Source organism: Burkholderia sp. AU27893, assembly GCF_002223205.1.
Taxonomy (GTDB): domain Bacteria; phylum Pseudomonadota; class Gammaproteobacteria; order Burkholderiales; family Burkholderiaceae; genus Burkholderia.
On sequence record NZ_NKFD01000004.1, the window covers coordinates 1357814 to 1383916 of the forward strand.

At 66.7% G+C, this 26103-nt stretch carries 21 protein-coding genes; 14 read left to right on the forward strand and 7 right to left on the reverse strand.

Features of this window, described 5'->3' with window-relative positions:
- Positions 1-566: 566 nt before the first annotated feature.
- Positions 567-1154 (forward strand): RNA 2'-phosphotransferase, encoded by a 588-nt coding sequence (locus CFB47_RS25990; RefSeq protein WP_089462743.1) that lies wholly within the window; start codon positions 567-569, stop codon positions 1152-1154.
- A 9-nt stretch (positions 1155-1163) separates the two neighbouring features.
- Here CFB47_RS25990 and CFB47_RS25995 read toward each other — a convergent pair whose 3' ends face one another.
- Entirely contained in the window at positions 1164-1580 is a 417-nt protein-coding gene (locus tag CFB47_RS25995; protein WP_089458066.1) for a DUF3995 domain-containing protein, read from the reverse strand.
- Between the two features lie 336 nt (positions 1581-1916).
- Between CFB47_RS25995 and ald the strand changes: the two genes are divergently transcribed.
- Positions 1917-3032, forward strand: a complete 1116-nt coding sequence (gene ald, locus CFB47_RS26000; protein WP_089458064.1) for an alanine dehydrogenase — start codon at positions 1917-1919, stop codon at positions 3030-3032.
- 54 nt (positions 3033-3086) lie between these two features.
- Here the strand turns inward: ald and polX are convergent, their stop codons facing one another.
- From polX to CFB47_RS26020, 4 genes are all read right to left on the reverse strand, one after another.
- On the reverse strand, positions 3087-4856 hold the full coding sequence (gene polX, locus CFB47_RS26005; RefSeq protein ID WP_089462744.1) for a DNA polymerase/3'-5' exonuclease PolX: 1770 nt from the start codon (positions 4854-4856) through the stop codon (positions 3087-3089).
- Between the two features lie 155 nt (positions 4857-5011).
- Positions 5012-5404, reverse strand: a complete 393-nt coding sequence (locus CFB47_RS26010) for a TraR/DksA family transcriptional regulator (RefSeq protein WP_089462745.1) — start codon at positions 5402-5404, stop codon at positions 5012-5014.
- 384 nt (positions 5405-5788) lie between these two features.
- Positions 5789-7174 carry an undecaprenyl-phosphate glucose phosphotransferase gene (locus tag CFB47_RS26015; protein ID WP_089463553.1) on the reverse strand — a complete coding sequence of 462 codons (1386 nt, stop codon included), beginning with the start codon at positions 7172-7174 and terminating at the stop codon, positions 5789-5791.
- Positions 7175-7206: 32 nt separating this feature from the next.
- A complete protein-coding gene (locus tag CFB47_RS26020; protein WP_089462746.1) occupies positions 7207-7995 on the reverse strand; it encodes a Crp/Fnr family transcriptional regulator in 789 nt (262 codons plus the stop codon).
- 922 nt (positions 7996-8917) lie between these two features.
- Here CFB47_RS26020 and CFB47_RS26025 point away from each other — a divergent pair.
- The 6 genes from CFB47_RS26025 to CFB47_RS26050 all read left to right on the forward strand — a co-directional run bounded on the left by CFB47_RS26025 (position 8918) and on the right by CFB47_RS26050 (position 15842).
- The gene (locus CFB47_RS26025; RefSeq protein ID WP_179243727.1) at positions 8918-9700 is read left to right on the forward strand and encodes a Crp/Fnr family transcriptional regulator; all 783 of its coding nucleotides are present in this window, start codon (positions 8918-8920) and stop codon (positions 9698-9700) included.
- 179 nt (positions 9701-9879) lie between these two features.
- A complete protein-coding gene (locus CFB47_RS26030) occupies positions 9880-10131 on the forward strand; it encodes an acyl carrier protein (RefSeq protein ID WP_089442640.1) in 252 nt (83 codons plus the stop codon).
- Positions 10128-11324 (forward strand): acyl-CoA dehydrogenase family protein, encoded by a 1197-nt coding sequence (locus tag CFB47_RS26035; RefSeq protein WP_089442641.1) that lies wholly within the window; start codon positions 10128-10130, stop codon positions 11322-11324. The genes CFB47_RS26030 and CFB47_RS26035 overlap by 4 nt, the downstream gene beginning before the upstream one ends.
- Complete coding sequence (locus CFB47_RS26040; RefSeq protein ID WP_089458061.1) at positions 11321-12295, forward strand: amino acid--[acyl-carrier-protein] ligase; 975 nt, start codon at positions 11321-11323, stop codon at positions 12293-12295. Before CFB47_RS26035 ends, CFB47_RS26040 begins: the two co-directional genes overlap by 4 nt.
- Positions 12292-13359, forward strand: a complete 1068-nt coding sequence (locus CFB47_RS26045; protein ID WP_089463554.1) for a DUF1839 family protein — start codon at positions 12292-12294, stop codon at positions 13357-13359. The genes CFB47_RS26040 and CFB47_RS26045 overlap by 4 nt, the downstream gene beginning before the upstream one ends.
- 29 nt (positions 13360-13388) lie before the next feature.
- The gene (locus tag CFB47_RS26050; protein WP_256946754.1) at positions 13389-15842 is read left to right on the forward strand and encodes a glycoside hydrolase family 2 protein; all 2454 of its coding nucleotides are present in this window, start codon (positions 13389-13391) and stop codon (positions 15840-15842) included.
- Between the two features lie 41 nt (positions 15843-15883).
- Here the strand turns inward: CFB47_RS26050 and CFB47_RS26055 are convergent, their stop codons facing one another.
- The gene (locus CFB47_RS26055; RefSeq protein ID WP_179243726.1) at positions 15884-17275 is read right to left on the reverse strand and encodes a sigma-54 dependent transcriptional regulator; all 1392 of its coding nucleotides are present in this window, start codon (positions 17273-17275) and stop codon (positions 15884-15886) included.
- A 59-nt stretch (positions 17276-17334) separates the two neighbouring features.
- On the opposite strand from CFB47_RS26055, the gene CFB47_RS41285 reads away from it, so the two are divergent.
- From CFB47_RS41285 to CFB47_RS26065, 3 genes are all read left to right on the forward strand, one after another.
- Entirely contained in the window at positions 17335-17613 is a 279-nt protein-coding gene (locus CFB47_RS41285) for a hypothetical protein (RefSeq protein ID WP_179258963.1), read from the forward strand.
- An 883-nt stretch (positions 17614-18496) separates the two neighbouring features.
- A complete protein-coding gene (locus tag CFB47_RS26060; RefSeq protein ID WP_089458970.1) occupies positions 18497-19075 on the forward strand; it encodes a drug:proton antiporter in 579 nt (192 codons plus the stop codon).
- Positions 19072-20646: a mannose-1-phosphate guanylyltransferase/mannose-6-phosphate isomerase gene (locus CFB47_RS26065; protein ID WP_089462748.1), complete on the forward strand. Its 1575-nt coding sequence runs from the start codon at positions 19072-19074 to the stop codon at positions 20644-20646. The genes CFB47_RS26060 and CFB47_RS26065 overlap by 4 nt, the downstream gene beginning before the upstream one ends.
- Here CFB47_RS26065 and CFB47_RS26070 read toward each other — a convergent pair.
- Positions 20636-22357 carry a right-handed parallel beta-helix repeat-containing protein gene (locus CFB47_RS26070; RefSeq protein WP_373453158.1) on the reverse strand — a complete coding sequence of 574 codons (1722 nt, stop codon included), beginning with the start codon at positions 22355-22357 and terminating at the stop codon, positions 20636-20638. The two genes, CFB47_RS26065 and CFB47_RS26070, sit on opposite strands and share 11 nt — an antisense overlap.
- Between CFB47_RS26070 and CFB47_RS26075 the strand changes: the two genes are divergently transcribed.
- From CFB47_RS26075 to CFB47_RS26085, 3 genes are all read left to right on the forward strand, one after another.
- Positions 22356-23405 carry a glycosyltransferase family 2 protein gene (locus tag CFB47_RS26075; RefSeq protein ID WP_089442759.1) on the forward strand — a complete coding sequence of 350 codons (1050 nt, stop codon included), beginning with the start codon at positions 22356-22358 and terminating at the stop codon, positions 23403-23405. The genes CFB47_RS26070 and CFB47_RS26075 overlap by 2 nt on opposite strands.
- A 439-nt stretch (positions 23406-23844) precedes the next feature.
- Positions 23845-24993 carry a glycosyltransferase gene (locus tag CFB47_RS26080; protein WP_089458057.1) on the forward strand — a complete coding sequence of 383 codons (1149 nt, stop codon included), beginning with the start codon at positions 23845-23847 and terminating at the stop codon, positions 24991-24993.
- A gap of 27 nt (positions 24994-25020) precedes the next feature.
- The gene (locus CFB47_RS26085) at positions 25021-26100 is read left to right on the forward strand and encodes a glycosyltransferase family 1 protein (RefSeq protein WP_089462750.1); all 1080 of its coding nucleotides are present in this window, start codon (positions 25021-25023) and stop codon (positions 26098-26100) included.
- Positions 26101-26103: the final 3 nt, after the last annotated feature.

A 26103-nucleotide genomic window follows, 5' to 3' on the forward strand; every position in this document is an offset into this window, starting at 1 on the left:
GCGCGCACTCCGCATGCGACATGCCCGGCATGGCAGCCATGCCGCATGCGGCTGGCCGTCCTGTTCTTTCATCTGTTGCGAACAACCTCGCTGCAGGCGCCGCCCGTGCCATGCACGGCAGTGCCTTCATGCAGCCGCGCATCGCGCCAATTCAGGTTGCGCTGCACGGATCGGCTTCTTCGCGAGCCCTATCGTCTGACAAATGCAGGCATCTACCCGCATCTGCCCCTCATCGCTCACGACCCTCATTCAACTTAGACGCCGCATTTGCCGACAGCAAGCGCGACGTGCACGACCCTCTTGCGGGTCCGGCGACAAGTGCCGCGAATTATAGATGGAACCGGTTCCAATGAGTGTCGTATCAGTGCAATTCAATGCATCGAAAATCGCAACAATTGAAAAATCGGGGAGTCGGAATCGGCAAGGATCGCGTGAACGCCGACTGATGAGGGGCGTCAGGTCGACGATTGTCGTGTGGCGAGCGGCGCCAAAGGTTGTCTCTTTCCAGCCACGCGGGGTACCCGGGAGCGCCCTTTTGCGTGGTGCTCTGGTAGCCTCCGCGTCTGATGAAACCACACCAGAAGAATGAACTGCCGGCGACCGACGCGACCGGCATCAGCCGATATCTCAGCTACCTGCTGCGCCACGCACCGCAGTCGATCGGGCTGCAACTCGACCCGGAAGGCTGGGCCGATATCGATGCACTGCTTACCGGCGCTGCCCGCCGCGGGCTCCACCTCGATCGTGCGACGCTCGAAACCGTCTGCGCGACCAACGACAAGCAGCGCTTCGCCCTTTCCGACGACGGCCGTCGCATCCGTGCGGTCCAAGGCCATTCGACGCCCGTCGTGCAGCGCCGCTATCCCACCGCGCCGCCGCCCGAGCGCCTGTATCACGGCACGGCGACGCGCTTCCTGGATTCGATTCGGGTGCAAGGGCTGAAACCCGGCGCCCGTCATCACGTGCATCTGTCGCCGGATATCCGGACGGCGCTGGCCGTCGGCACACGCTACGGCGTGCCTGCGATACTCGAAGTCGATGCGCAACGCATGCATCGGCAAGGCCACACGTTCTTCGTCGCGGAAAGCGGCGTATGGCTGACCGACACCGTGCCGGCGGAATTTCTTAAAGAGATCGACGGGCCCGCGCGCTGAGACGCGCGCTCACCACGGCCAGAACATCGACGCGATGGACAGCGCCAGCGCCGCGCAAAGCGGCGAGTAATACAGCGTGTCCATGCGTGCGAAACGCGACCCGCGAATCCGCTTGAAGAAGCCGACGTAACGGAAATCGCCGACGGCCCGCACCGCGAAGATCAGTGCGAACGCAACGACCGCGAACGAGATCGTGCCGGGATACGTGTTCGGCCCCAGCCAGCCGGCACGCGCGGCAACCACGCACGCGCCGCCCAGTAACGCCACCGCGACCGCGAGCGTGCCGATGGCGGTCGGCCGCAATAGCGGCTCGCCGTCCTGCTCCGGAATGGCCGCCCCCTTGCCGCGCCGCCCGCCCAACGCCCAGTAGACGTGAACGAGCGCAATTGCGCAAAGCGTCGGCACGCTGAAGTACGCTCCGGTCATGTCAGTCGATGTCCTCGTGTCGTTGTCTCGTTATCTCGATGTGTCGCCGGCAAGGTTCCGGCACGCGGCCCCGGTCCGCGACACATGCGACGATACCGAAACCCGGGACCACGTGCATTGCGACCTCCGGTCGCAACCCGCCACCCGGAACCGCGCATGTTGCGATGCAGTGCGCGCGCCTGTGCACGCGGCACGGCCGCTTGACTTCCCTCCGCGCACTACTACCCTGATATTCCAGTCCTGCGCCGATACGCCCCTGCGCGATCGGCCGCACGTGCACCGTTCGCCGCATGCGCACCTGCACGACAACGATAACGAAGGCCATGGAGGCGACTCATGCTGATCGGTGTGCCGAAAGAGATCAAGAACCACGAATATCGCGTGGGCCTCACGCCGGCCGGCGCGCGCGAACTGACGCGGCACGGCCATCGCGTGTTGGTGCAGCGCGGCGCGGGCACGGCGATCGGCCTGCTCGACAACGACTACACGGCCGCGGGCGCATCGCTCTGCGACGGCGCCGACGAAGTCTTCGCGCGCGCCGACATGATCATCAAGGTCAAGGAGCCGCAGCCGGCGGAATGCGCGATGCTGCGACGCGGCCAGATCCTTTATACGTATTTGCATCTCGCGCCCGATCCCGACCAGGCGGCCGCGCTCGTGAAGTCCGGCGCCGTCTGCATCGCGTACGAAACCGTGACGGGCCCCGGTGGTGGCCTGCCGCTGCTCGCGCCGATGAGCGAGGTGGCCGGGCGCATGTCGATCCAGGTCGCGGCGACCCATCTCGAAAGCCCGCGCGGCGGGCGTGGCCTGCTGATGGCCGGGGTGCCCGGCGTGCCGGCCGCGCATGTCGTCGTGCTCGGCGCGGGCGTGGTGGGCACCGGCGCCCTGCAGATGGCGGTCGGCCTCGGCGCACGCGTCACCGTGCTCGATACCAACGTGAACCGGCTGCGCCAGCTCGACCTCGTTTTCGCCAACCGGATCGCGACCGTCTGCTCGAATGCACACACGATCGACGAAGCCGTGCGCGATGCCGACGTCGTGATCGGCGCCGTGCTCGTGCCGGGCGCATCGGCGCCGCGGCTCGTCACGCGCGACATGATCGCGACGATGCGCACGGGAGCGGTCGTCGTCGACGTCGCGATCGACCAGGGCGGATGCTTCGAGACCTCGCATGCGACGACGCACGCGGACCCGACCTTCGTCGTGGACGGCGTCGTGCACTACTGCGTCGCGAACATGCCCGGCGCGGTCGCGCGCACGTCGACCTTCGCGCTGAACAACGCGACGCTCACCCATGCGCTCGCGCTCGCCGACAAGGGCTGGAAGCAGGCGATGATCGACGATCCGCATCTGCGCGCGGGCCTGAACGTATGCGACGGACACATCACGTACGAAGCCGTCGCGCTGGCGCTCGGCCTGCCCTATGTGCCGGCGGCGGGCGTACTGGCATGACGTGACCGCATTCATGACCGGCCGGCCGCTGACGGCACGCGCCGGCGGCTGCGTTCACGCGCCCTTCGCGCCGCCGCTGCGATTCGACGCGCTGCCCGCTCCCATCGTGCGTGCCAGCAGCGGCCTCAATTGCGCGAGCGTGCGCGTGTTCAGCACGTCGGGCCGCGTAAGCCAGCCGCGTCGCGCCTGATCGACGCCGTACGCCAGATTGTCGAGTTCGTCCGCACTGCACGCATCCGAGCCGATTGCCACCAGCACGCCGGCCTTCGCGGCTTCGCGGCACCAGACGTCCGGCAGGTCGAGCCGCCGCGGCTGCGCATCGAGTTCGACGAAGCAACCGCGCGCCGCGGCGTGCGCGATCACGCGCGGCACGTCGAGTTCGCAAGCATCGCGCTCGCCGAGCACGCGGCCCGTCGGGTGCGCGAGAATCGTGAAATGCGGATGGTCCATCGCACGCAGCATGCGCGCGGTCTGTGCATCGCGCGACAGTTCGAAGCCGTCGCGTACCGCGCCGACCACGAGATCGAGCCGGCCGAGCATCGCGTCGGGCACGTCGAGGCTGCCGTCCTCCCGAATGCCGGCCTCCACGCCCTTGAGCAGCACCAAATCGTCGAACGACGCGTTGAGGCGATCGATCTCGTCGATCTGCCGGGCAAGCCAGTCGAAGTCGCTGCGGCTGCCGCCGGCATGCGGCGCCCGGTCGGTGATGGCCAGGTACGCGAACCCGCGTGCGCGTGCCGCATCGGCCATCGCACGCAGGCTGTCGCGGCCGGCTGACGCATCGGTATGCGCATGCAGGTCGCCGCGCACGTGCTTGCGCTCGACCAGTGCGGGCAGCGTGCCCGCGCGCGCGGCGTCGATCTCGCCGCGATCCTCGCGCAACTCGGGCGGCACGTCGTGCAACCCGATCGCCGCGTAGACCGACGCCTCGGTCGCGCCGGCAATCCGTTCGTCGCCGCGAAACACGCCGTATTCGTTGATCTTCAGCCCGCCGGCCTGCGCGATCCTGCGCAGCGCGATGTTGTGCGCCTTCGATCCGGTGAAGTAGACGAGCGCCGCGCCGAACGCATCGGCATCGACGACGCGCAGGTCGACCTGCAATCCGCTGGCGAGCACGACACTCGACTTCGTCTTGCCGTGCGCGAGCACGCGCGCGACCTCGCCATAGCCGACGAACGCGTCGGCGACGGCCACCGGATCACCTGCGGTAACGAGGATGTCGAGATCGCCGACCGTCTCGCGGCGGCGGCGGAAACTGCCGGCCGGCACGGCCTTGCCGACGCCTGCGATCGCACGCAGGCGTTCGAGCAGCGGCTGCAGCGAGTGCGCCGCATCCGGCAGCAGGAAACGTTGGGGTTCGCGCTTCAGCCGGTCGTCGATCGCTTCGAGCAGATGCGCTTCGGTTTTCGCACCGAAGCCCGGCAACGCGCGCACGTGCCCGCTCTTCGCTTCCGCGCGAAGCTGCTCGAGCGAATCGACATGCAGTGCGTCATGGAGCGCCTTCACGCGCTTCGCGCCGAGCCCCGGCACGTCGAGCAGTTCGACGATCGCGCCCGGCAGCGCGTGGCGCAGCGTCTGCTGAAGTTCGCAGGTGCCGGTCGCGGCGATCTCGCGCAGCTTCGACGCGAGATCGGGCCCGATCGACGGAATCTTCCCGAGATCGTCGCCGTTCGCGATCATCGTCGGGATATCGCGCCCGTAGTCGGCAATCGTCCGTGCTGCGTTGCGATAGGCACGCACCCGGAACGGATTGGCGCCCTGGATCTCGAGCATGTCGGCGATCTCGGCGAACACGGCCGCACACCCGGCATTGTGGATCGGCATGATCGGCGTGGCTCCCTTCCACGTGGATGGCGCCGCACGCGTGCGCGACGGCGTCTGCCCGCCCGGCGCCGCATGCTGACGCCGCCGGGCGCCCGTTCATCATCGTACGCCGGCCACGCCGCGCGTGCAGCGCCGTGGTGGCGACGATGGCGACGTCAGAGGGAGGCGCGCGGCGTCGTGGCGTAGTGCCGCTCGTAGATCGACTGGCAATGCGTGCAGCGTTCGGCGGCCGGGCGCGCCATCAGGCGCTCATAGCCGACCGAGCCGTCGCAGTCGATGCACTCGCCGTAGCTGCCGTCGCGCATCCGCTGCTGGGCGCGGCCGATCGCGCGCAGCTCGGTCAGTTTCATGCCGATCAACGCATGATCGACGTCGACGAACAGATCCGCATTGGCCTCGTCACCCTCGTCCGGCGCCGCGCCGGCGAGATCTGCGTAGGATTCCGACGCACGCTGGTCTTCGCTCGCGCGGATCTCCGCACGCAACGTCTGCTCGCTCTCGTTCAGCCGCTGTTTCAGCGTCTGCCGTTGTTGTGGGTCGAGCGCCATGGCCGTCTCTCCTGTTCCGGGTTCCGCGCGGCGCATTGCGGCGCGCGGTGTCGCACCGGTGCGCGGCGGGCCGGCGTCACCGCCTGCCACCGTGCCCGGATGTGCGCCCGGCGACACGAAGCGCCGGACGCATTCGACGCAGGATAAACCCATTGAACACGCGTGTGTTGACCGGAATCAGCGTGCCCGTGAAGTAGCGGCAGCTGTACGGAAACTGGGGCCGGACGCATAATCCGGGCCTGCGGTGCGCGCTCGGACGCTCGCCGGCACGACCGCAGCGCAGCAATTTCCGGCACGACCACCACACTTCGTCCGCGCGCACGAACCGGCATGACTCTGTCGGGACGATCGCTCGCGCTGCGGCTTCTCGATCATTCGTGATCCTCAGAATGCATTGCGTCCGATGAAGCCGCGCACGACCGTCAACAGGATGATCTTCATGTCGAACCAGAAGCTCCAGTTCTGCATGTAGAACAGATCGAACTTCACACGTGCCTCCATCGCCTCGACCTTGCGCGTTTCGCCGCGATAGCCGTTCACCTGGGCCCATCCGGTGATGCCGGGCCGCACGCGGTAGCGGTACATGTAGCAGTCGATCAATTGCCGATAGAGGTCGTCGTGCTCGATCGCGTGCGGGCGCGGGCCGACCACCGACATCTGCCCGAACAGCACGTTGAAGAACTGCGGCAGTTCATCGAGCGACGTACGCCGCAGGAACGCGCCGACGCGCGTGATGCGCGAATCGTTGCGCGACGCCTGCTTCAGCACGCCCGGCTGGGCGCGATGCACGCGCATCGTCCGGAACTTGAGAATGTCGAACTCCCGGCCGTCGACGCCCTTGCGGCGCTGCCTGAACAGCACGGGCCCCGGCGACGACAGCTTGACCGCGATCGCCAGCATCGACAGCAGCGGCAGCAATGGAATCAGCACGCCGAATGCGAACAGCCGGTCGAACGCGAACTTCGCCCACAGCTCCGGCGCCGAACGCGGCGTGGTCGCGAGGTTGATGGCCGGCATGCCGAGCACGTCGGTCGCCGAGCGATCGACCACCGCCATCTGCCGCACGTCGGGCAACAGCCGCAGCTCCACGAACTCGTCGCGCAACTCGCGGACGATGCGCTGGATCCGCCACTCGTGCGACATCGGCAGCGTGAGCCAGACCTCGTCGATGTCGCCGCCGCGAATCAGGTCGCGCAACGCGTTCCAGTCGTCGATCACCGGCACGCCGCCGATGCCGCCGGAGGCAGCCTGGGCGTCGTCATCGAATACGCACGCCGCCACGAAAGGCCCCTGCGGCGCCAGCTGCATCCGCTCGACCGCGACACGCCCGTAAGCCGTCGCCCCGACCACCGCGACGCGGCGCTGCCGCGTGCGCGGGTCGTCACGCGTCAGCGCAAGCGCCAGCAGCGCGGCGCGGCCGAGCAGCAACGCAGCGTCGCCGGCCAGCACCGTGCGCACGATCCAGGGTGTCGTGATCGTGCCGCCGCGATTCATGATCCACATCGCGGCGGTCACCGTCAGCACGCTCGCGCAGACGAGCGCCACCATCGTCTGCGTCAGTGCATGCGTGCCGCCTTGCGGCGCCATGCCGCCACGCACGGTGCGCAGATAGCGCGGCAGCAAGGCCACGGTCAGCACGCACAGCAGCGCGATCGCGCCGCGCTGCGCGTCGGACAGCTCGCGCCACGCAAGGCCCGATGCCGCCTGCGCGGCAAGCGCGCCTGTCAGCACGAGCACGGCGTCGGTAACTGCGATCACAGAACGCCGCATCGAATTCGTCCCACCGGACTTCGATAGCATCGTCACGCACCATGTGCCGGGAACCCGCGAAGCGCGTCCGGCATGCGGGGCCGAACCGGTGTCGGAGTCGGCCTCGCCGTCCCGCGCGTGCCGAGCAGCCTGCGATAGTCCGCGCGAATCAGGTTGTAGCATTCGCACGCGTGATGTTCGAGGCCGTCGCGGTCGAGCACCGTGATGCGGCCGCGGCGCTGCCGGATCAACCCGGCTTCCTGCAGGTTGCCCGCCGCTTCCGTCACGCCTTCGCGCCGCACGCCGAGCATGTTCGCGATCGTCTGCTGCGTGACGGCCAGTTCGTCGCCGTCGATGCGGTCATGCGCAAGCAGCAGCCAGCGGCTGAGTTGCTCGCTGACCGAATGATGCCGGTTGCACAGCGCGCTGCGCGAGATCTGCGCCATCGCTGCCTGGCAGTAGTTGAGCAGCAGCCGGTAGGTTTCCGGCGAGCGCTCGAATTCGGCACGCACCACGCAGCTCGGCACGCGATAGGCCATCCCGCCGATGCGGACCTCGACCCGGTGCGACGCCGCGGCGCCACCGACCATCGTCGCCAGCCCGACCACGCCTTCGCGGCCGACCTGCGCGACCTCGACCATCGCACCGTCCTCCATCAAATGCTGCACCGACATCATCGACGTCGTCGGGAAATGCACGTGGCGCATCGGCTCGCCGACCCGGTCGAGCATCCCGGCCTTGATCCTGACCAGTTCGAGATGCGGTGCGATGGTGCGGATGCTGTCCTCGGGGAGGGCATCGAGGATGGCATTCGCCGAGTAGCTCAAGTGAAGATGAAGCATGTCTGTATCCCTTTTATCGTCCGCACCGCCTGCAGCCGCGTGCACGGAATTCGTTATCGCGATGCGCGCCCGGACGTTGACTGGAGTTGCGGCCACAACCCTGATTCCAACCGACCATCGGCTTCTCGCCGCCGGATCGAGTCGACCGTCCCGTTTCAACGCGCCAGCCCCAATAAGCGATTTACGTGCCAAACCATGCCCGTCCTTAATATATGAATCACGCCGGATTTAGATCGACCGAATTAGCGGAAAGAAGACATAAAAAGCGTCTCATTTCCGGACACTCTTCCCGGTAGCGGACACTGCGCGCCATTTGACTGATCAATTCCCCCGCATCGACCCGAGGCCGGTGCGACCGGGCTACGTAGCTTGTCGCTCATATACTTACAGTCGATTTTCAATTGTTTCCGTGATGTACCGGACACCGTTCCGCTCCGGCACCACGCGTCACACGATCGTTTGAAACTGTCTCAAATCTGAATCGACACACTAATTTTCCGCTTTGTACGCCACCGCACACTCCGCCAGCAACCCATTGATTTTCATGAGTAATATTGCTGGAACCATTAATTTGTCAAAGAGTGTTCAATGCCCGGCAACCAGTTTCGTTACACGACGCACATCGCCGAAGAATTGATTCCCGGTTGACATCGAATGAATGACAGGCGCCCCATTCCATTTCCGGATGATTAATTCCACCGCAATGAATCACTAAATCCGGATAACGTCTGCAGCCGGTCTAAATCGTCAAACTTTGTGAAATGACGTAATATGCAATTGATCGATTTCAATGGCGTGCTAGCCTTTTCGCCAGTATCGTCACTCCATTTTTGACGAACACAAGTCCGCACGATCGTGCGAATTCCCCATTCCCGGGATATCGCCGCGACGACGCGTGACCGCCACCCTACGAGGATGCGCCGTGACTCACCAGGCCCCTGACGCCGTCGCACACGCGAACGGCATGATCGAGCTTTCCCACAGCTTCGACGCGAACCGGTTTCTCGCAGCCATCGACCGCGACGAACTCGCGACGCTGGCCCCCCACCTTCAACTCGTCCACCTGAAATCGGGGCAAGTGCTCTGCGAGCCCGGCGAAATGCTCACCGCGGTCTACCTGCCCGTCACGACCGCGATTTCGCTGCAGTACGTGTCGTCCGGCGGCATGACGCTGGAAGTCGCGGAGATCGGCAGCGAGAGCGTGGTGTGCGACGACGTGATCGGCGGCAGCGGCCGGATGCCCTGTCGCGCCGTGGCCTGCCGCGACGGTTTCGTCTACCGCCTCGACCGGCGCATGTTCGCCGCGGCGTTCGACGCCTCGCCGGTGATCCGTCATCTCGTGTTCATCTGCGTGCGGCTGCTGATGGCGCAGGTCTCGCAGATCACGTTCTGCAGCCGTCATCACGTGCTGAAACATCAGTTATGCAGATGGTTCCTGCTCGCGTACGACCGGACCCGCAGCATCGAGATCCAGGTGACGCACAGCATGCTCGCGCAGATGCTCGGCGTGCGGCGCGAAACGGTCACCGATGCTGCGGGCGAAATCCAGAAGCTGGGCCTGATCCGGCAGTACCGGAGCTCGATCGAGCTCGCCGACCTCGCCGGCCTCGAAAAAATGTCGTGCGGCTGCCGCGCGATCGTGCGCGACGAGATGAAGCGCATCCTGTCGGCCGATTCGGGCGTGCCGGCCGCGTCGCGCGCCTGATCGGCATGCCGCATCGGGCGTCGCTGTCGCGCCGCCTGCCTGCCGGGTCAGCCGTTTGTAGGGTGGCGAACAGAACGCCGTGTCTGCCAATGGTCTACTGATGCCGGACTGCCGGGGGGACGTCAGCGCGTGTCGCGCGTCTGCCCGAGCGGACGACACCACGCACGCCGGAGCAGCACGTGAAAAAAGAAATCAGAACCATCCTGAAACACGTCGCCCATCTCGAAGCCGCGATCGATTCGATCGGCGACGGGGACGACCTCTACGAAGCGGGCCTTTCGTCACTCGACACGATCCAGCTGATGCTCGCGATCGAGAAGCAATTCAACATCGAGATTCCCGACGAGATGCTGAACCGCAACCTGTTCCGCAGCATCGACGCGCTCGCGGACACGATCGCCACGCTGCAACGCACCGAGCATTCGGCATGAGCGCGCTGCTTCCCGAACTCGCGAGCGACAGCGATACGCGTCGGCTCGACGAGGCCGCGCATGCCGTCGCGCAGATCGCCGCGCAGCACGCGGATGCGGTCGACCGCGACGCGCGCTGCCCCGTCGAGGCGATCGAGGCGATGCGCGCGCGCCGCCTGCTCGGCGCGATGGTGCCGACGCATCTCGGCGGCGCGGGCGCGTCGCTGGAAGACATCGCGTCGGCCTGCTCGATTCTCGGCCAGGCCTGCGCCTCGTCGGCGATGGTATTCGCGATGCACCAGATTCAGGTCGCCTGCATCGTCAATCATGCCGCCGACCAAGGCTGGCACAAGCTGTTCCTGCAGCAGCTCGTGCGCCACCAGTGGCTGCTCGCATCGGCCACGTCGGAAGACGGTGTCGGCGGCAACCTGCGCGCGAGCCAATGCGCGCTCGAAGCGAGCGGCGGCGAGTTCCGGCTGCGCAAATCGGCGCCGACGATCTCGTATGGCGACTACGCGGACGGCATCCTCGCGACCGCACGACGCGATGCGGACGCGCCGGCTTCCGAGCAGGTGCTCGTCACGCTGCTGCGGGACGGCTACACGCTCACTCGCCGCGGCGAATGGGACACGCTCGGGATGCGCGGCACCTGCAGCAACGGCTTCGAGCTCGATGCGCAAGGCGCCGCCGTCCAGTGCCTGCCGGTGCCGTTCGCAACGATCGCCGAGGAGACGATGGTGCCGGTGTCCCACATCCTGTGGGCCGCGGTATGGATCGGCGTGGCCGGCGATGCGTTCCATCGCGCGCACCAGTTCTTCCGCGCGCAGGCACGCCAGACCGACGGCGCGCCATCGCCCGCGTCGCGGCGCATCGCCGAATCGCTCGCGCTGATGCAGGCGATGCAGGCCCGCGTCGACAACGTACTGCGCCTTCATGCGAACCCGGCGTCGCGCTCGTGGTCGGCCGGCATGGCCCGGGCCGCCGAGATCAACACGCTGAAGACCTACGTGTCGACGACCGCGCTGGAAGTCGCGCACCAGGCCATGATGATCTGCGGGATGGCCGGCTACAAGCAGGGCACGCCGTTCAGCATCGGCCGCCACATTCGCGACCTGCATGCGGCGCCGCTGATGATCAGCAACGACCGCATTGCCGTCAACACCTCGAACCTGCTGCTCGCGCTGCGTCCTGCGACGCTGGAGAAACATACGTGAACGATCGCCTTGCCGTGCCCTCCGCCGCCTCCGCTCCCGCCGATGCACCGATCGACCGCGCGGGCGTCAACCCGCTGCGCGACGCACTGATCGACGCGGGCCTGCTGGTCTCGACCGGCATCCAGGGCCTGTTCGGCCGCAGCGAACGGTTCGAGCGCGTCGTCGAAGCGCTCGACGCGTTCGTCACGCGCCTCGGCGCCGACCAGCACGCCGAAGTGCTGCGCTTCCCGCCGGCGATGAGCCGCACCGAGTTCGAGCGCAGCGAATACATGAAGAGCTTTCCGCAACTCGCGGGCAGCGTGCATGCGTTCTGCGGCGACGAACACCAGCACCAGCGCGTACTGCAGTGCCTCGATCGCGGCGACGACTGGACGGAAAGCCAGAAGCCGACCTACGTCGTGATGACGCCCGCCGCGTGCTACCCGGTCTACCCCGTCGTCGCCCGCGCGGGTGCGCTGCCGGCGGACGGCCGGATCGTCGACGTCTTCTCGTACTGCTTCCGTCACGAGCCGTCGCTCGACCCGACCCGCATGCAGTTGTTCAGGATGCGCGAGTACGTGCGGATCGGCACGCCCGAGCAGATCGTGTCGTTCCGCGAGACCTGGATCGAACGCGGCACGCGGATGATCGACGCGCTGCGCCTGCCCAACGCGATCGACCTCGCGAACGATCCGTTCTTCGGGCGCGGCGGCAAGATCGTCGCCAACAGCCAGCGCGAGCAGAACCTGAAGTTCGAGCTGCTGATCCCGATCGAGCACGACGATCGCCAGACCGCGTGCCTGAGCTTCAACTACCACATGGACCATTTCGGGCTGCTGTGGGATATCCGCACCGCGACGGGCGACGTCGCGCATACGGGCTGCGTCGGCTTCGGCCTCGAACGGCTCACGCTCGCGCTGTTCCGCCATCACGGCTTCGACATCGAGGGCTGGCCGCGCGAAGTCCGCGACGTGCTGTGGGGCACGCCATGAGATTCGTGTCCCGCGACGGCGAACACGCGTCGTTCGAGGATGTGCGCCACCGCGCGCGCCACTACCGGCCGCATCCGCTGCATAGCCAGGAGATGGTCTGGAAGCAGACCAACTGCTACGTCGACATGTGGCTCGAGGTGCTCCGGTGGTGGGGCTTCAATCCATACGCGGCGCTGCCGTTTACGATCGCGCTCGATTTCGAGGGCGACCAGTTCACGTTCTTCAAGTTTCCGCACGACGAACTGGAGCGGCTGTACGGCATCGTCGTGCAGGAGCACTCGATCTACGAACCGCTCGACCAGCACATCGAGACGCAGGTTGCGCGCGGCCACCTGATGATCGTCGAGGTCGATGCATGGTTCCTGCCCGATACGCGCGGCAGCAGCTACCGCACGCAGCATACGAAGACGACGATCGGCATCGATGCGATCGACCGCGCGAAGCGCCAGATCGGCTACTTCCACAACAGCGGCTATTACGTGGCCGAGGATTTCGACTACAACGGGCTCGTCGGCGGCAACTCGCCGATGACGCTGCCGCCTTACGTGGAATGCGCGAAGCGGCGGTTTGCGCCGCTCGACGAACGCGAGCTGTGCGAAACGTCGCTTGCCGCGCTGCAGCGCCACCTGCGGCGCCTGCCGGTCGTCAACCCGATCGCCGCGTTCCGGCGGCAGTTGCAGACCGATGCGCGAACGCTCGCCGATGCGCCGCTCGAGCATTTTCACGCGTACTCGTTCAACTCGGTGCGGCAGCTCGGCGCGAATTTCGAGCTGTTCGGCCATTACGCGCGCTGGCTGCAGGCCAGCGGTTGCGTCGGGCCGTTCGCCGAAATCCGCGCCGCGTGCGAGCGCATCGCGTCCGAAGCGATGGTGCTCGAATTCCGGCTCGCACGCGCGTGCGCGCGCGGCAAGGAGGAGCGCGGCGACTCGACGCTCGAGGCGATCGAGGCCGCCTATGCGGACGTCGTCGCGTGCGCGCGGCAGATCTGCGCGCCGTTGCGGCACGTGAAGCCCGTGCGCAGCGAGTCCAGCGACATCGCGGCACCCGTGCCGGCCATGCGGTGACGCGCGCGCGCGCCCTGCCCGCGTGGTCGATGCTGGCGACGGCCGCAGGCACCGTGCGGGAACCGCGCGACCTCCCGGTCGACGGCGGCGACTGGATCACAGCGCCGGTGCCCGGCACGGTCGCGCAGGCGCTCGCGGTGGCCGGACGGCTCGACGAAGCTGCAACCCTCGACGAGCGCGACCACTGGTACCGGATCGAACTGCGCGGGCGCGGGCCGCGCATCCTGCGCTTTCACGGCCTCGCGACGCTCGCGCAAGCGTGGCTCGACGACATGCCGATCCTCCAATCCGACAGCATGTTCGTCGCGCACGACGTGCCGGTATCGCTCGACGGCACCCACCGGCTGACCCTCTGTTTCCGCGCGCTCGCGCCGCACCTGCGCGACGCGCGCGCACCGCGCCGCGCGCGCTGGCGCACGCGGCTCGCCGAGCCGGCCGGGCTGCGCACGATCCGCACGTCGCTGTTCGGGCACATGCCAGGCTGGTTTCCGCCGTATGTGCCCACCGGCCCGTGGCGGCCCGTCGACGTGCTCGATCCGGCCGACGGACCGGTTCTGGCCGACTGCAAACTGCAGGCGCGCGTCGAAGGCGACACGGGCTGGCTCGATGCGGAACTGACGTTCGCCGCGCCGCTGCCCGATACGTTCGCAGCGCGGCTGTCGTGCGGCGAACATCATGCGACGCTCGAACGTGACGGCGCCGACCGGCTGCGTACGCACGTCGCGATACCGAACGTGCGTCGCTGGTGGCCGCATACGCACGGCGAACCGGCGCTCTACGACGTTGTGCTGCATATCGGCGATGCGCGCCGGCCGCTCGGCTCGACCGGTTTCCGCACGATCGAGATCGATTCCGGCGCCGACGGCAAGGGTTTCGGACTGCGCATCAACGGCGTGCCCGTGTTCGCGCGCGGCGCATGCTGGAGCAGCGCCGCGCCGCTCGCGCTGCACACGGACGACGCGACCTACGGCCGCCTGCTCGGGCTCGCACGCGACGCCGGCTTCAACATGATCCGCGTCGGCGGCACGATGACCTACGAGGCCGATGCGTTCCACGCGGGGTGCGACCGACTCGGGCTGCTGGTCTGGCAGGACTTCGGTTTCGCGAACTTCGATTACGCGCTCGACGATCCCGCGTTCGCGGCCAACGTCGATCGCGAAGCGACCCAGTTCCTGTCGCGTCACGGCGCTTCGCCGTCGCTGGCGGTGCTGTGCGGCGGCAGCGAGATCGCGCAACAGGCCGCGATGTCGGGGCTCGGGCCGAAGCAGCGCTTCCTCGAACTGACGGCCGACCGGCTGGCCGGCCATGCGGCCGCGCTTCGTCCCGATGTCCCGTACGTGCCCGATTCGCCCGACGGCGGCGTACTGCCGTTCACGCCGCGCGAACGCGTGTCGCACTACTACGGCGTCGGTGCGTACCTGCGTCCGCTCGACGACGCGCGACGCGCGGACGTGCGCTTTGCGAGCGAATGCCTCGCGTTCGCGAACGTGCCGTGCGACGCGACACTCGCCGGCCTCGGCTGGCCCGGCGTGCACGAGCCGCGCTGGAAAGCGGCCGTGCCGCGCGACCCCGGCACGTCGTGGGATTTCGACGATATCCGCGACCACTATTTGCAGACGCTGTACGACGTTGTGCCGGACCGGCTGCGGCGCGAGGATCCGGCGCGCTATGTCGAGCTCTCGCGTGCGGTGGTCGCGGACGTGATGCGCGAGACGTTTTCGGAATGGCGCCGCACCGGCTCGCGTTGCGCCGGCGCACTCGTGTGGCAGTTCCAGGACGTGATGCCGGGCGCCGGATGGGGCGTGATCGACGCCGCCCACCGGCCGAAATCGGCATGGTATGCGCTGCGCCAGGTGCTGCAGCCGATCCAGGTGCTCCTCGTCGACGAAGGGCTGAACGGGCTCGACGTGCACGTCGTCAACGAGCGCCCGGCGCCGCTATCGGCGTCAATCGAGCTGGTCGCGCTGCGCGACGGCCGTACGCCGGTCGCGCGGGCCGGCTGTCCGGTGCGGATCGCCGCGCACGACACGGTGCGGCTCGGCTCGGCCGAGTTGCTCGGCCGCTTCTTCGACTGGACCTATGCATACCGTTTTGGCCCGTGCGAACACGATACGGTCGTCGCGACCCTGCGTGCCGACGACGGCGCGCTGCTGTCGCAGGCGTTCCATTTTGTGTCGCGCACGCATCCGGCCGTGCTGGCGCGTCGCGAACTCGGGATCGAGGCATGCGTGTCGCGCACCGGCGAGACCTGGCACGTCGACGTCGACACGCGACACGTCGCGCGCCATGTGCAGATCGACGCGCCGGGTTTCATGCCAGGCGACGACTGGTTCCATCTCGCGCCCGGCACGCCGACGCGCATCGCGCTCGTTCCATTGCGCATCGACGGGAAGCCTGTGGCGGCCGGCGACAATGTCCCGCCCGCGGTGGAAATCCGCGCCGTGAACGCCGCGCGCGCGGTGCGAGCCACGCAGGCCGGCTGACACGACGCTGGCGGCCGCCGCGAGCGTCGTGCCGCCCTGGATCAATCGGACGAGCCCGTGCCGCGCGGCCGCTCGATACCGTACGCCTCCATCCAGCGGTACAGCGTCGCGCGCGACACGCCGAGTTCGCGCGCCGAAGCGGCAACGCGCCCGCGCGTTCGCAGCAACGCGGTTTCGATCGCCTCGCGCTCGATCGACTTGCGGATGTCGGCCACCGACGGCGACGCCGCATCGAGACAGTATTCGAGCTCGAGGTCGCGCGCTGTGATCAGGCGCCCCTCCGTCATCACGACCGCACGGCGCACGCGGTTGATCAGTTCGCGGACATTGCCCGGCCAGTCGTGCTTGTAGAGCGCGGTAATCGCATCCGTCGAGAACCCGCGCACGCGATGGCGCGCATCGCCGCGGAAGCGTTCGAGCATGTGATGCGCGAGCAGTTCGATGTCCTTGCCGCGCGCGCGCAGCGGCGGCTGGTCGATGCGCATCACGCACAGACGGTGGAACAGGTCGGCACGAAAGCGTCCTTCTTCCATCGCATCGCGCAGGTCGACGTGCGTCGCCGATACGATCCGGACATCGACCGGCACCGGCTCGCTGCCGCCAAGACGGTGGATCGAGCGTTCCTGCAGAAACCGCAGCAGGCTCGCCTGGCTCTCGTGCGGCAGGTCGCCGATCTCGTCGAGCAGCAGCGTGCCGCCGTTCGCGGCTTCGACGTAGCCGATCTTGCGCGCGTTCGCGCCGGTAAACGCGCCGCGCTCATAGCCGAACAGTTCCGATTGCAGCAGATGCGGCGGAATCGCGCCGCAGTTGACCGCGACGAACGGGCCGTTGCGCCGCGCCGAATGACGATGGATCGCGACGGCCGTGAGTTCCTTGCCGGTTCCCGTTTCGCCGAACACGAACACCGGTGCGTCGGTGCGGGCGAAACGACGCACCGTATCGAACAGCCGCAGCATCGCGCTGCAGGTGCCGACGATGCCCTTTTCCTCCGATTCGAGCTGTTCGCGATCGCGCGCGAACAGGCATTCCATGCCGTAGGCATGGCCGACCGTATCGGCGATCCGCTGATGCGACGCCGGCAACGTCACGTAGTCGAAGCAGTAGTCGCGCAACAGCGCGCGCACGTTCGGCGAGGTGGTCTGACCGACATCCACCAGCGCCACCCAGACGACATCGCGCATCGACGCGCAGGTCGACGCGATGCTGCCGATCGCATCGGCATGGCCGCCGCTCAGGTCGAGAATGCCGCAGGTAATTTCGCCGGACGTGTCGCGCAGCTCGCTCGCATGCGCGACGACCGACACCTTCCAGTCGCGGCGCGACAATTCCTTTCGCAGCATCACGGACGGCGATTGCGTCCAGTAAATCAGCGGACGCTGCCCGTTACTGCTCCCCACGCCGGCGCTCTTATCGCGCGTTATTGGCATATTCATAACAAACCATCATTTTCTGCACTCCGCGAACCGTTCGCGTGCGCGGCGGCAGGCGGCGCATGGCCGCCTTTCCGCGCTGCGTTTCCGCAGCCTTGGCGAAGATCGAAACTGCACACGGCGAGAACCCCCGGAGATCGAGCCGGATATCATCCCGTCTCGTTGTCATCGAACTCGAACGGAACACGCGGCTACGGGAGCCACGACATTCCGGCTTTGAAGCAACCCGCCGCCAGGCGGGGCACGTCGGCAAACAAAAAACCGTCCGCATGGGCATCGCGTCGTACACGACAATCGCGCCGATGCTGAACCGGAGGGCCGCCAAACCGCGCCCGGATTGACTACCCCATTTCATTCGCACCTGAATTTACACCCCGTTTCGGGCCGGTTTTGTTAGCAAAAGATAAACCTGAATCAAGCCGTTACGGCGCAGGCCGTTCCGCACCGCCCCCTTTTTGAACACTGAGATTTGATTATCTATGACCTTTCCCGTCAATCAGTGGCAAATACTACTTTTCCGCAAGATTGATACCGTCGATTACCCGCAATTACCGTCGAAATCTCGTCAAAGTGGCGGCACCGTTTCCCTCGCACCACATAATCGCGCGCGCCCCCGGATAACCCCATCCCATTGCGCCGGCGCGAGGGCCGTCCCGCCGTTACACGTCGTAATCACGCCGTAATCAACGGCATCGCGCCACGCTGGCGCTTTTCGCGAATCGCCGCCGACGAATTTGAAATTCGCGGGGCCGGCACGCGCGTCTCGCGGCGCAGCATGATGGCCATTCCAACGCGACTGGGCACCCCCGCGGTTCGACCGGATGCAGGCCCAACGGCAGGTCGCGTCGGCCGTGAATGCGGTCGGCCGCGTGCCGACGATGCGGTACGCGAGCGGCCCGTCGTCGGCAAGCGCAATCGTCGGTCCCGCGCCCCGCTGGCTCGTTCGCGGGCGATGCTGGCCAGTCGCGCTTCATTGCAGCCCGCCACGATGAATCAATTATGAAAAGGCAGCGACCCCGACGATGTGTGCTGTCGCACATTGCGACGCTCGCCTGTCGCGCACACCGCTCCATCGCACGCGCCGGACTTGCGAATCCGGAGCGTGAGTACGCTTTCGAACAGACCGCCGGAGCGCGCATCCGGATGATGAAGATCGCCACGCCGTACGGAACGATCGCGTCCGTGCAGCGCGGCATGCCGAAGGCATCACGCGAGGACAGCATCATGGAATGGCATTGTTGTGAATTCGAACATCTGAGCGCCGTCGATCTCTATGCAATCCTGCGCGCGCGCAACGCCGTGCTGGTGGTCGAAGACGCCCACACGCATCTCGACATCGACGGCAAGGACGCGGGCGCGCTGCACGTCTATGCGAGCGCGAGCGACGGCGACACGACGGAAGTCGCGGCCTATGCGCGCATCCTGCCCGGCGACGACATCGATCCGGACGTCATGATCGACAAGGTGCTGACGAGCGAAAGCTGCCGCGATGACGAGACGCTCGAGCGTTTGATCGGGCGCGCACTCACCGCCGCGCAGGCCGCATGGCCGGACACCGCGGTGCGCATGCACGTCCCCGCGCCGCGTCAGGCGTTCTACAAACGGTTCGGATTCCGCAAGGCCTACGGTCCGTATCTCGAACAAGGGGCGCCGTTCGTCGGCCTGATCCGGCCGGCCGACCGTACGGCCGGTGCGCTGCGTCACCTGCTGTCGCGCGCGGTTTCGTTCTCGCGCGACGACGATACGCGCGCCGACGGCCGCCCTCACACCCGGCTGCCCGCCGATACCGGAGCGAACCGATGACCCGCGCCCTTCACCCGGTTCCCGAACCCGATCTGCCGAATATCCTGCCGGTGATTCTCGCCGGCGGTTCCGGCACGCGGCTGTGGCCGCTGTCGCGCGAACAGTATCCGAAGCAGCTGATCGAGCTGGTCTCGAACGAGTCGCCGCTGTCGGCGACGGCGCGCCGCCTGAACGGCATCGCGAACGCGTCGCTCGGCGACACGCTGCTACTCGTATGCGGCGAACAACATCGCTTCATGAGCGCCGAGCAGGTACACGGCCGCTCGGCGCCCGCCCGCATCCTGCTGGAGCCCACAGCCCGCAACACGGCGCCCGCGCTGACGCTGGCCGCGCTCGATGCGAACGCGCTCGCGAACGATCCTGTCCTCGCCGTGATGCCGGCCGATCACGTGATCGCGGATGTCGCCGCGTTCCAGGACGCGGTCGCACGCGCGGCGCGTTATGCGCAGGAAGGCGCGATCGTCACGCTTGGCGTGCTGCCGCGCCGCGCGGAGACGGGCTACGGCTACATCCAGGTCGGCGAGCCGCGCTCGGGCCGCCACGGCAGCCACGGCGGCTACGCGATCGGACGCTTCGTCGAAAAACCCGATGCGACACTCGCCGAGCGCTACCTGCAATCGGGCGATTACTGGTGGAACAGCGGAATCTTCGTCACGCGCGCATCGGTCTGGCTGAAAGCGATCGGTGCACTCGCGCCGGACATCCATGCCGCCTGCGACAACGCGTGGCGCGCCGGCGTCGCCGACGATCCGTTCTTCCGGGTCGATGCGGCCGCCTTCGATGCGTGCCCATCGGATTCGATCGACTATGCGGTGATGGAGCGCCTCGCGGAACACACCGAACTCGGCATCGAAGGCATTGTGGTGCCGCTCGCGGCCGGCTGGTCGGACGTCGGCACGTGGGACGCGATCTGGGAAATCATGCCGAAGGACGATCACGGCAACGTCGCGCGCGGCTCGATCGTCTTCGAGGATACGCAGGACAGCCTCGTGCGTTCGGAAGGCCGCCTCGTCGCGTGCGTCGGGATGAAGGACGTCGTCGTGATCGAGACGGCCGATGCGGTGCTGGTCGCGAACAAGCACGACGTGCAGCGCGTGAAGAACATCGTCGCGCGCCTGAAGAGCGACCGGCGCCCGCAGGCGAGCGAGCACCGCAAGGTGCAGCGGCCGTGGGGCCATTACGATTCGATCGATCTCGGCGAGCGCTTCCAGGTGAAGCGGATTGTGGTCGAACCCGGCAAGCAGCTGTCGCTGCAGATGCACTATCACCGCGCCGAGCACTGGATCGTCGTGCGCGGCACCGCGAAGGTGACGCGCGGCACCGAGACGTTCCTGCTGTGCGAGAACGAATCGACCTACATCGCCGTCGGCGAAGTGCATCGGCTCGAGAATCCCGGCCGGATTCCGCTCGAAATCATCGAGGTTCAATCGGGCAACTATCTCGGCGAGGACGACATTGTGCGGTTCGAGGATCAGTACGGGCGGGCAGTCGTCGGGACCGCGCCGCCGCCCCCGTCGCTCGCCTCGCGCGAACCGGACGAGGAAGCCGCGGAACGCGACGTCATCCGGTAAGTGCGTGCGGTTCGCGACGGCATGTGTGAAGCCAACACCCGCCGCCGCGCGAACAACGGGCGGCCGCCTGTTCGCCGCCTGGCGCCGCCGGCCGCCTGAGGGACTCGCGCACGCGCGGCAACACCGACGTATCCGCGCCGATCGCGTCGCCTGCCGCCGACAGCGGCTGAAGCGCGGCGCCCGCACATGGCGTGCCCTTCGCCTGCTGTCCCGATGCCCCCACCTGCCGGCCGGCCGCGCAATCGTGCGCAGGGTCGATCCGGACCGGCATTCCGCCGATCGCCGACAGTTGATTGTCCGCGAGCCGCACGCCCGACACGTTTCCCCACAGGCGAATGCCGTCGAATCGCGCATGCGACACGCGATTGCCGATCACGGTCACGCGCGACACCGAACCCGACCACGTGCTGACCTCGATCGCCGCCTGCTGCGTGACCGGGCGAGCATCGGCCCGATCCGTCGCCGTCTGGATATCCGCGATCGAATTACCCTCGATGCGGATGTCGGACGAGCCGGCGGTGCGATTGCTGTCTTCCTGGGCGACCAGAATCCCGGAGCTCACCTGTACGTTGCGCACGACGTTGTTCGAGATGGTGACCTCCGCACCGCCGACCACCGTGATGCCCCGCCCCCACGGATTGCCCTCCAGCGAGTTGCCGGTAATCAGCACGTTGCGCGTCAGCACGCCTTCCGCCTGGTAACTCACCACGGCGATCATGTCGTCGCCGGTGCCGCGCACGACGTTGCCCTGCACCAGCACGTTGCGCGAGCCGTGCGTCATGTGAATACCGTCCGCCAGCGTCGACAGCACCTCGTTGCCGACGATCGCGACGTCCGCGCCGCCGAACACGAAGATCCCGCCTCCCGCGCCGCCGTCGATGACGTTGTCGAGCACCTGCACACCGCGCCCCGTCACCTCGACCTTCGACGACTCCGGCGTCGTGAGGCGTGTCGTGCCGGTTCCGGTGAGCCTGAAGCCGACGAGCGTCGTACCGTCCCCGCTCATCTCGATCGTCTGGTCGCCGGGAGTGGTCGCGATCAGCGTCGCGCCGTAGCCCGACAACACCACATGCCGCTGCCGCACGACCAGCGACCGGCCGACCACATACCGGCCCGGCGCGAACACCAGTCGCTGGCCCGGCTGCAACGCGTCCAGCGCACGTTGCAGCATGTCGGCCTGATCGGCCGCGTCCGCAGCGGGACGAACGACCGCATCCGGCACAGTCGCATGAGGCGCACCAGGCGCGGACGTGCCGGATGCCGCCGCGGCACCGCCCGGCCACGCCAGCCCGCCTGCCGCGCACATGGCGGCGAGCGCTGCGCGCGCGAGAAACGTGCCACGTGATCTACGCATATCGAGTCGACTCCCTGGAATGACTTCGAACGTGCCGGCCCGCGCATCCGAATCGCTGCATGCCGACCGAGTTGTCCTCCGACGATACCGTCGATTGGACCATTCGAACCCGCCGCACTTCAGTGCGTCAACAGACCAATACGTCCTGCCTGCGCGGCGTATCGGGTATCCGACTTGCCGTTGACGCTTCATCGCGCTTTCGCTGAAGCGGATCGCGGAACGGTAGGCTCGCGAACCGAATGCCGATCGACGACGCGTATCATGGCCGCCATGCGACGCGACCGTGCTCCGGGGCACCGCACCCTGCGCGCCGGGCACCCGGATCGTCCGCACGTCGCTCGTCCAGAATCCGTTCATGACCACCCTGACCATCGCAATCTGCAACTACAACCACGGCGCGTACCTGCGCGAAGCGATCGATTCGGCGCTCGCACAAAGCGCGCCCGGCATCCGCGTGCTGGTCGTCGACGACGGTTCCACCGACGATTCGCGCGACATCATTCGCTCGTACGGCGAGCGCGTGACGGCGGTGTTCCAGGAGAATCGCGGTCAGGTCGCCGCGTACAACCGTGCGATCGAGCATCTCACGACGCGCTACGTGATCCTGCTCGACGCCGACGACCTGCTCTATGCCGACGCGGCGGCCCGCGTGCTGGCCGCGTTCGCATCCGGCGACTTCGTAAAGGTGCATTTCCGCCTCGACGTGATCGCGCGGGACGGTGCGGTGACCGGGGCCAGCGTACCGCAGTCGGCCGTCGACACCGATTGCGGCCGCCTGTTGCGCGCGGGCTGGCTGTACCCGTCGCCGCCCGCATCGGGCAACGCGTATCGGGTCGATGCGCTCAAGCGCATCTTTCCGGTGCCGGTCACCCCGGACAATCTTCATGGTGCGGATTTCTACGCGATCTACGGTATCGCGTTGCTCGGCGCCGTGCACATGATCGATGCGACGCTCGGCGGCTATCGCGTCCACCAGCAGCCGGGGACGCGTCCGTCCGCCGACACGCCGGCGCTTGCGCTCACCAATTCGGAAGACGCCGCGACGGGCGCGCTGAAAGCCGAACGCCGGTGGGCGACGCTGCGCATGCTCGCCGCCACGCGGCTGCACGAAGCATTGCCGATCGCGCCACTCGACTTCGCGATCGAGAAAGCCCGCTTCGCCAGCACGCTCTATCACGCCCCGCTCGTGCGGCGCTGGCGCTGGTTCCTGTGCGAATCCGGACGCTACTGGCAAACCGTGCTGCGCAACCCATTCTGGGGCGTTGCCAAGAAAGCGGCCGTAGCCGGGCTGTCGCTCGCATGCTTGCTGCCGTCGGCAACGCTCAGCAACCGCGCGATTCGCTATATCTCCAATCCGCTCGCACGCGTGCGCAAGTCATCCGGCCGTCACGCCGACGCGCGATAGCGTCGCCGAATCGCGCATTCGGTAAGCCATCGCACCCAGTGGGTCGCGCATGCGCTGCACAATGATCCGGACCAGTGGATTCACGCGCACTGACCGGACTTCGTCGTTGTCCCGGCTCCAGCCGTCGTAGTCGAACGCCGGTTTCGATGTTCGGAGGCGTCGCGCCCGCACGTATGACGCGGCATGGATTCCTCGCGCTTCATCGTGTCCGGCGCTCCTGCGGCAACGTCGACTCGACCTTCCAGCGGCGGAAACCATCACGCTGCCTCGTCGGCGCCAACCCGCGACTGTGACAGCAGGATCCAATGGCCGCGACTGCGATGCATTTATCAATCAGGAATGCATAGTTTCACGAACCGGATATCGAGACCGCAAGATTCGCAGGCGACTCATCGTCACGACGTGCGATGAATTTTCGAGCGAATCGCTGGACCCACAGATGACCCAACAAAAGATCGTTCATATCGCCGAAGCATTCGGTGGCGGCGTGCTTTCGATGCTGACCCATCTCGCCAACCATGCCGCAGCGACCGGCGTCGACGTGACGGTTCTGCACTCGATCCGATCGGAAACCCCGACCGATTTTTCGACGCTGTTCCTGCCCGGCGTGAAGCTCGTGTACGTCGACATGGCGCGCGAGGTGAGCGTCAAACAGGATCTACGCAGCGTGCGTGCGCTGGTCCGGAACCTGCGCGACTGCAAACCGACCGCGATTCACCTGCACTCGTCGAAGGCCGGCGTGCTGGGGCGAATCGCCGCCCGGATCGCCACTCCGAACGCGAAGGTGCTCTACTCGCCGCACGGACTCTCGTTCCTGCGTCGCGACGTGTCGCGCATGAAGCAGTACGCCTATCTGAGCTTCGAACGCATCGCGGCGCACATCGGCGGCACCATCGTCGCGTGCTCGGGCAGCGAGCTCGCCGAGATCAGGGGAAAGGTCCGGGCAAAATCGACGGTCCTGGTGGAAAACGGTGTCGATGTGGCGGAGATCCCGCCGCGTCGAATGCGCGACGATCGCAAAGTCGTCATCGGGATGAGCGGTCGGGCGTCGTACCAGAAGAATCATCACGCATTCGTGCGACTCGCCGACATGCTGCACGACACGGACGTCGAGTTTCTCTGGATCGGCGGCAACGCGGCCGAGATTCCGGATCCCGGCCAACGCGGAGCCGTCGTCTGCAGCGGCTGGATACCCCGCGCACGTGCGCTCGCGCTGACCTCGGAGCTGGACATCTACGTCCAGACTTCCCGCTGGGAAGGCATGCCGGTCGCGCTGATCGAAGCGCAAGTCGCCGGCATACCGGCCGTGGTGACGGACGTCGTGGGCAATCGCGACGTGGTGATTCACGGCGTGACCGGCTACGTCGCGTCGAACGCCGCCGAGATGGCCACGTATCTGACGACGCTGCGCGACGACCGGCAGCTTCGCGAGCAAATGGGCGCCGCAGCGCGAAAACGGGCGATTCAGCGGTTTTCGATGAACGCGATTTTCCGGCAGTGGAATGCGCTCTACGGACTCGATACCGAGGAGCCGCGTGTCGACACGCGCGACTTCAAGCCGGTCGCACCGGATCACGTCAAAGCCTGATTCCGAATTCGATATCTTCTTGTTGACATGATCACTTTCAATAAACCGAAGCAACTCGTCTATAACGGCCGCTTCACCACGCAGAAGACGACCGGCGTGCAGCGCGTCGCGCGCGAGCTGATCGCCGCATTGATCAAGTTTCAGCCGCAGGATCCGGTGACCGTGCTGGTGCCTCCGCAGCCCGGCGTCGAGGTCAGCGGCGCCAGGACGGTCAAGGTCGGCTTTTACAAGGGTGTGGTCTGGGAGCAGTTGGTGCTCCCGTTGTTCGCTCGCCGGGGCCGCATCGTCAATCTCAGCAATTCGGCATCCGTTTTCATCGGCAACCAGATCATCTACATGCACGATGCGGCGGTGTTCGACACGCCCGCACATTTCTCACGCCCGTTTCGCGTGTGGTACCGGATCATGTTCTGGATCCTCGCGCGCACTTCCGTCTGCGTGCTGACCAACTCCTATTTCTCACGGGATCGCCTCGCGCATCACTGCGGCGTGCCCGCGGAGAAGATCAGCGTCGTGCCGCTCGGTGCGGATCATCTCGATGCGCTGGAAGCGGACACGAGCGTGCTCGACAAGCATGCGCTGACGCCCGGCCGATTCGTGCTCGCGGTCAGCAGCATGAATCCGACCAAGAACTTCGGGCGGCTGATCGCGGCTTTCCGGCAGATCGACGATCCGTCGGTCGATCTCGTCATCGTCGGCATGCAGAACACCACCGTATTCGGCAAGCAGGATCCACTGTCGGCCGCCGAACCGAACATCAAGTACGTCGGCTACATCAGCGACGAGCAATTGAAGGCGCTGTATCAGAACGCGGCATGCTTCCTTTATCCGTCGATCTACGAAGGCTTCGGCATACCGCCTCTCGAGGCGATGCGCTGCGGCTGTCCGGCGGTCGTCGGCAAATCGGCCGCGCTGCCGGAAGTCTGTGCCGATGCGGCCCTGTACTGCGATCCGTATTCCCAGGACGACATCGCACGGCAATTGCGGACCCTGCTCGATTCGGCCGAGCTCAGGGCCGAGCTCAAACGCAAGGGAAGCCTGCACGCGGAGAAATATCGCTGGCGCCGAAGCGCCGAGATGATGACGGAGATCTTCGAGGGGCTGTAAGCG

Coding starts and splice junctions, on each gene's coding strand:
- CFB47_RS25990 (WP_089462743.1), top strand. CDS start 567: ATGAAACCACACCAGAAGAATGAACTGCCGGCGACCGACGCGACCGGC.
- CFB47_RS25995 (WP_089458066.1), bottom strand. CDS start 1,580: ATGACCGGAGCGTACTTCAGCGTGCCGACGCTTTGCGCAATTGCGCTC.
- ald (WP_089458064.1), top strand. CDS start 1,917: ATGCTGATCGGTGTGCCGAAAGAGATCAAGAACCACGAATATCGCGTG.
- polX (WP_089462744.1), bottom strand. CDS start 4,856: ATGCCGATCCACAATGCCGGGTGTGCGGCCGTGTTCGCCGAGATCGCC.
- CFB47_RS26010 (WP_089462745.1), bottom strand. CDS start 5,404: ATGGCGCTCGACCCACAACAACGGCAGACGCTGAAACAGCGGCTGAAC.
- CFB47_RS26015 (WP_089463553.1), bottom strand. CDS start 7,174: ATGCGGCGTTCTGTGATCGCAGTTACCGACGCCGTGCTCGTGCTGACA.
- CFB47_RS26020 (WP_089462746.1), bottom strand. CDS start 7,995: ATGCTTCATCTTCACTTGAGCTACTCGGCGAATGCCATCCTCGATGCC.
- CFB47_RS26035 (WP_089442641.1), top strand. CDS start 10,128: ATGAGCGCGCTGCTTCCCGAACTCGCGAGCGACAGCGATACGCGTCGG.
- CFB47_RS26045 (WP_089463554.1), top strand. CDS start 12,292: ATGAGATTCGTGTCCCGCGACGGCGAACACGCGTCGTTCGAGGATGTG.
- CFB47_RS26050 (WP_256946754.1), top strand. CDS start 13,389: ATGCTGGCGACGGCCGCAGGCACCGTGCGGGAACCGCGCGACCTCCCG.
- CFB47_RS26055 (WP_179243726.1), bottom strand. CDS start 17,275: ATGAATATGCCAATAACGCGCGATAAGAGCGCCGGCGTGGGGAGCAGT.
- CFB47_RS41285 (WP_179258963.1), top strand. CDS start 17,335: ATGGCCGCCTTTCCGCGCTGCGTTTCCGCAGCCTTGGCGAAGATCGAA.
- CFB47_RS26060 (WP_089458970.1), top strand. CDS start 18,497: ATGGAATGGCATTGTTGTGAATTCGAACATCTGAGCGCCGTCGATCTC.
- CFB47_RS26065 (WP_089462748.1), top strand. CDS start 19,072: ATGACCCGCGCCCTTCACCCGGTTCCCGAACCCGATCTGCCGAATATC.
- CFB47_RS26075 (WP_089442759.1), top strand. CDS start 22,356: ATGACCACCCTGACCATCGCAATCTGCAACTACAACCACGGCGCGTAC.
- CFB47_RS26070 (WP_373453158.1), bottom strand. CDS start 22,357: ATGAACGGATTCTGGACGAGCGACGTGCGGACGATCCGGGTGCCCGGC.
- CFB47_RS26080 (WP_089458057.1), top strand. CDS start 23,845: ATGACCCAACAAAAGATCGTTCATATCGCCGAAGCATTCGGTGGCGGC.
- CFB47_RS26085 (WP_089462750.1), top strand. CDS start 25,021: ATGATCACTTTCAATAAACCGAAGCAACTCGTCTATAACGGCCGCTTC.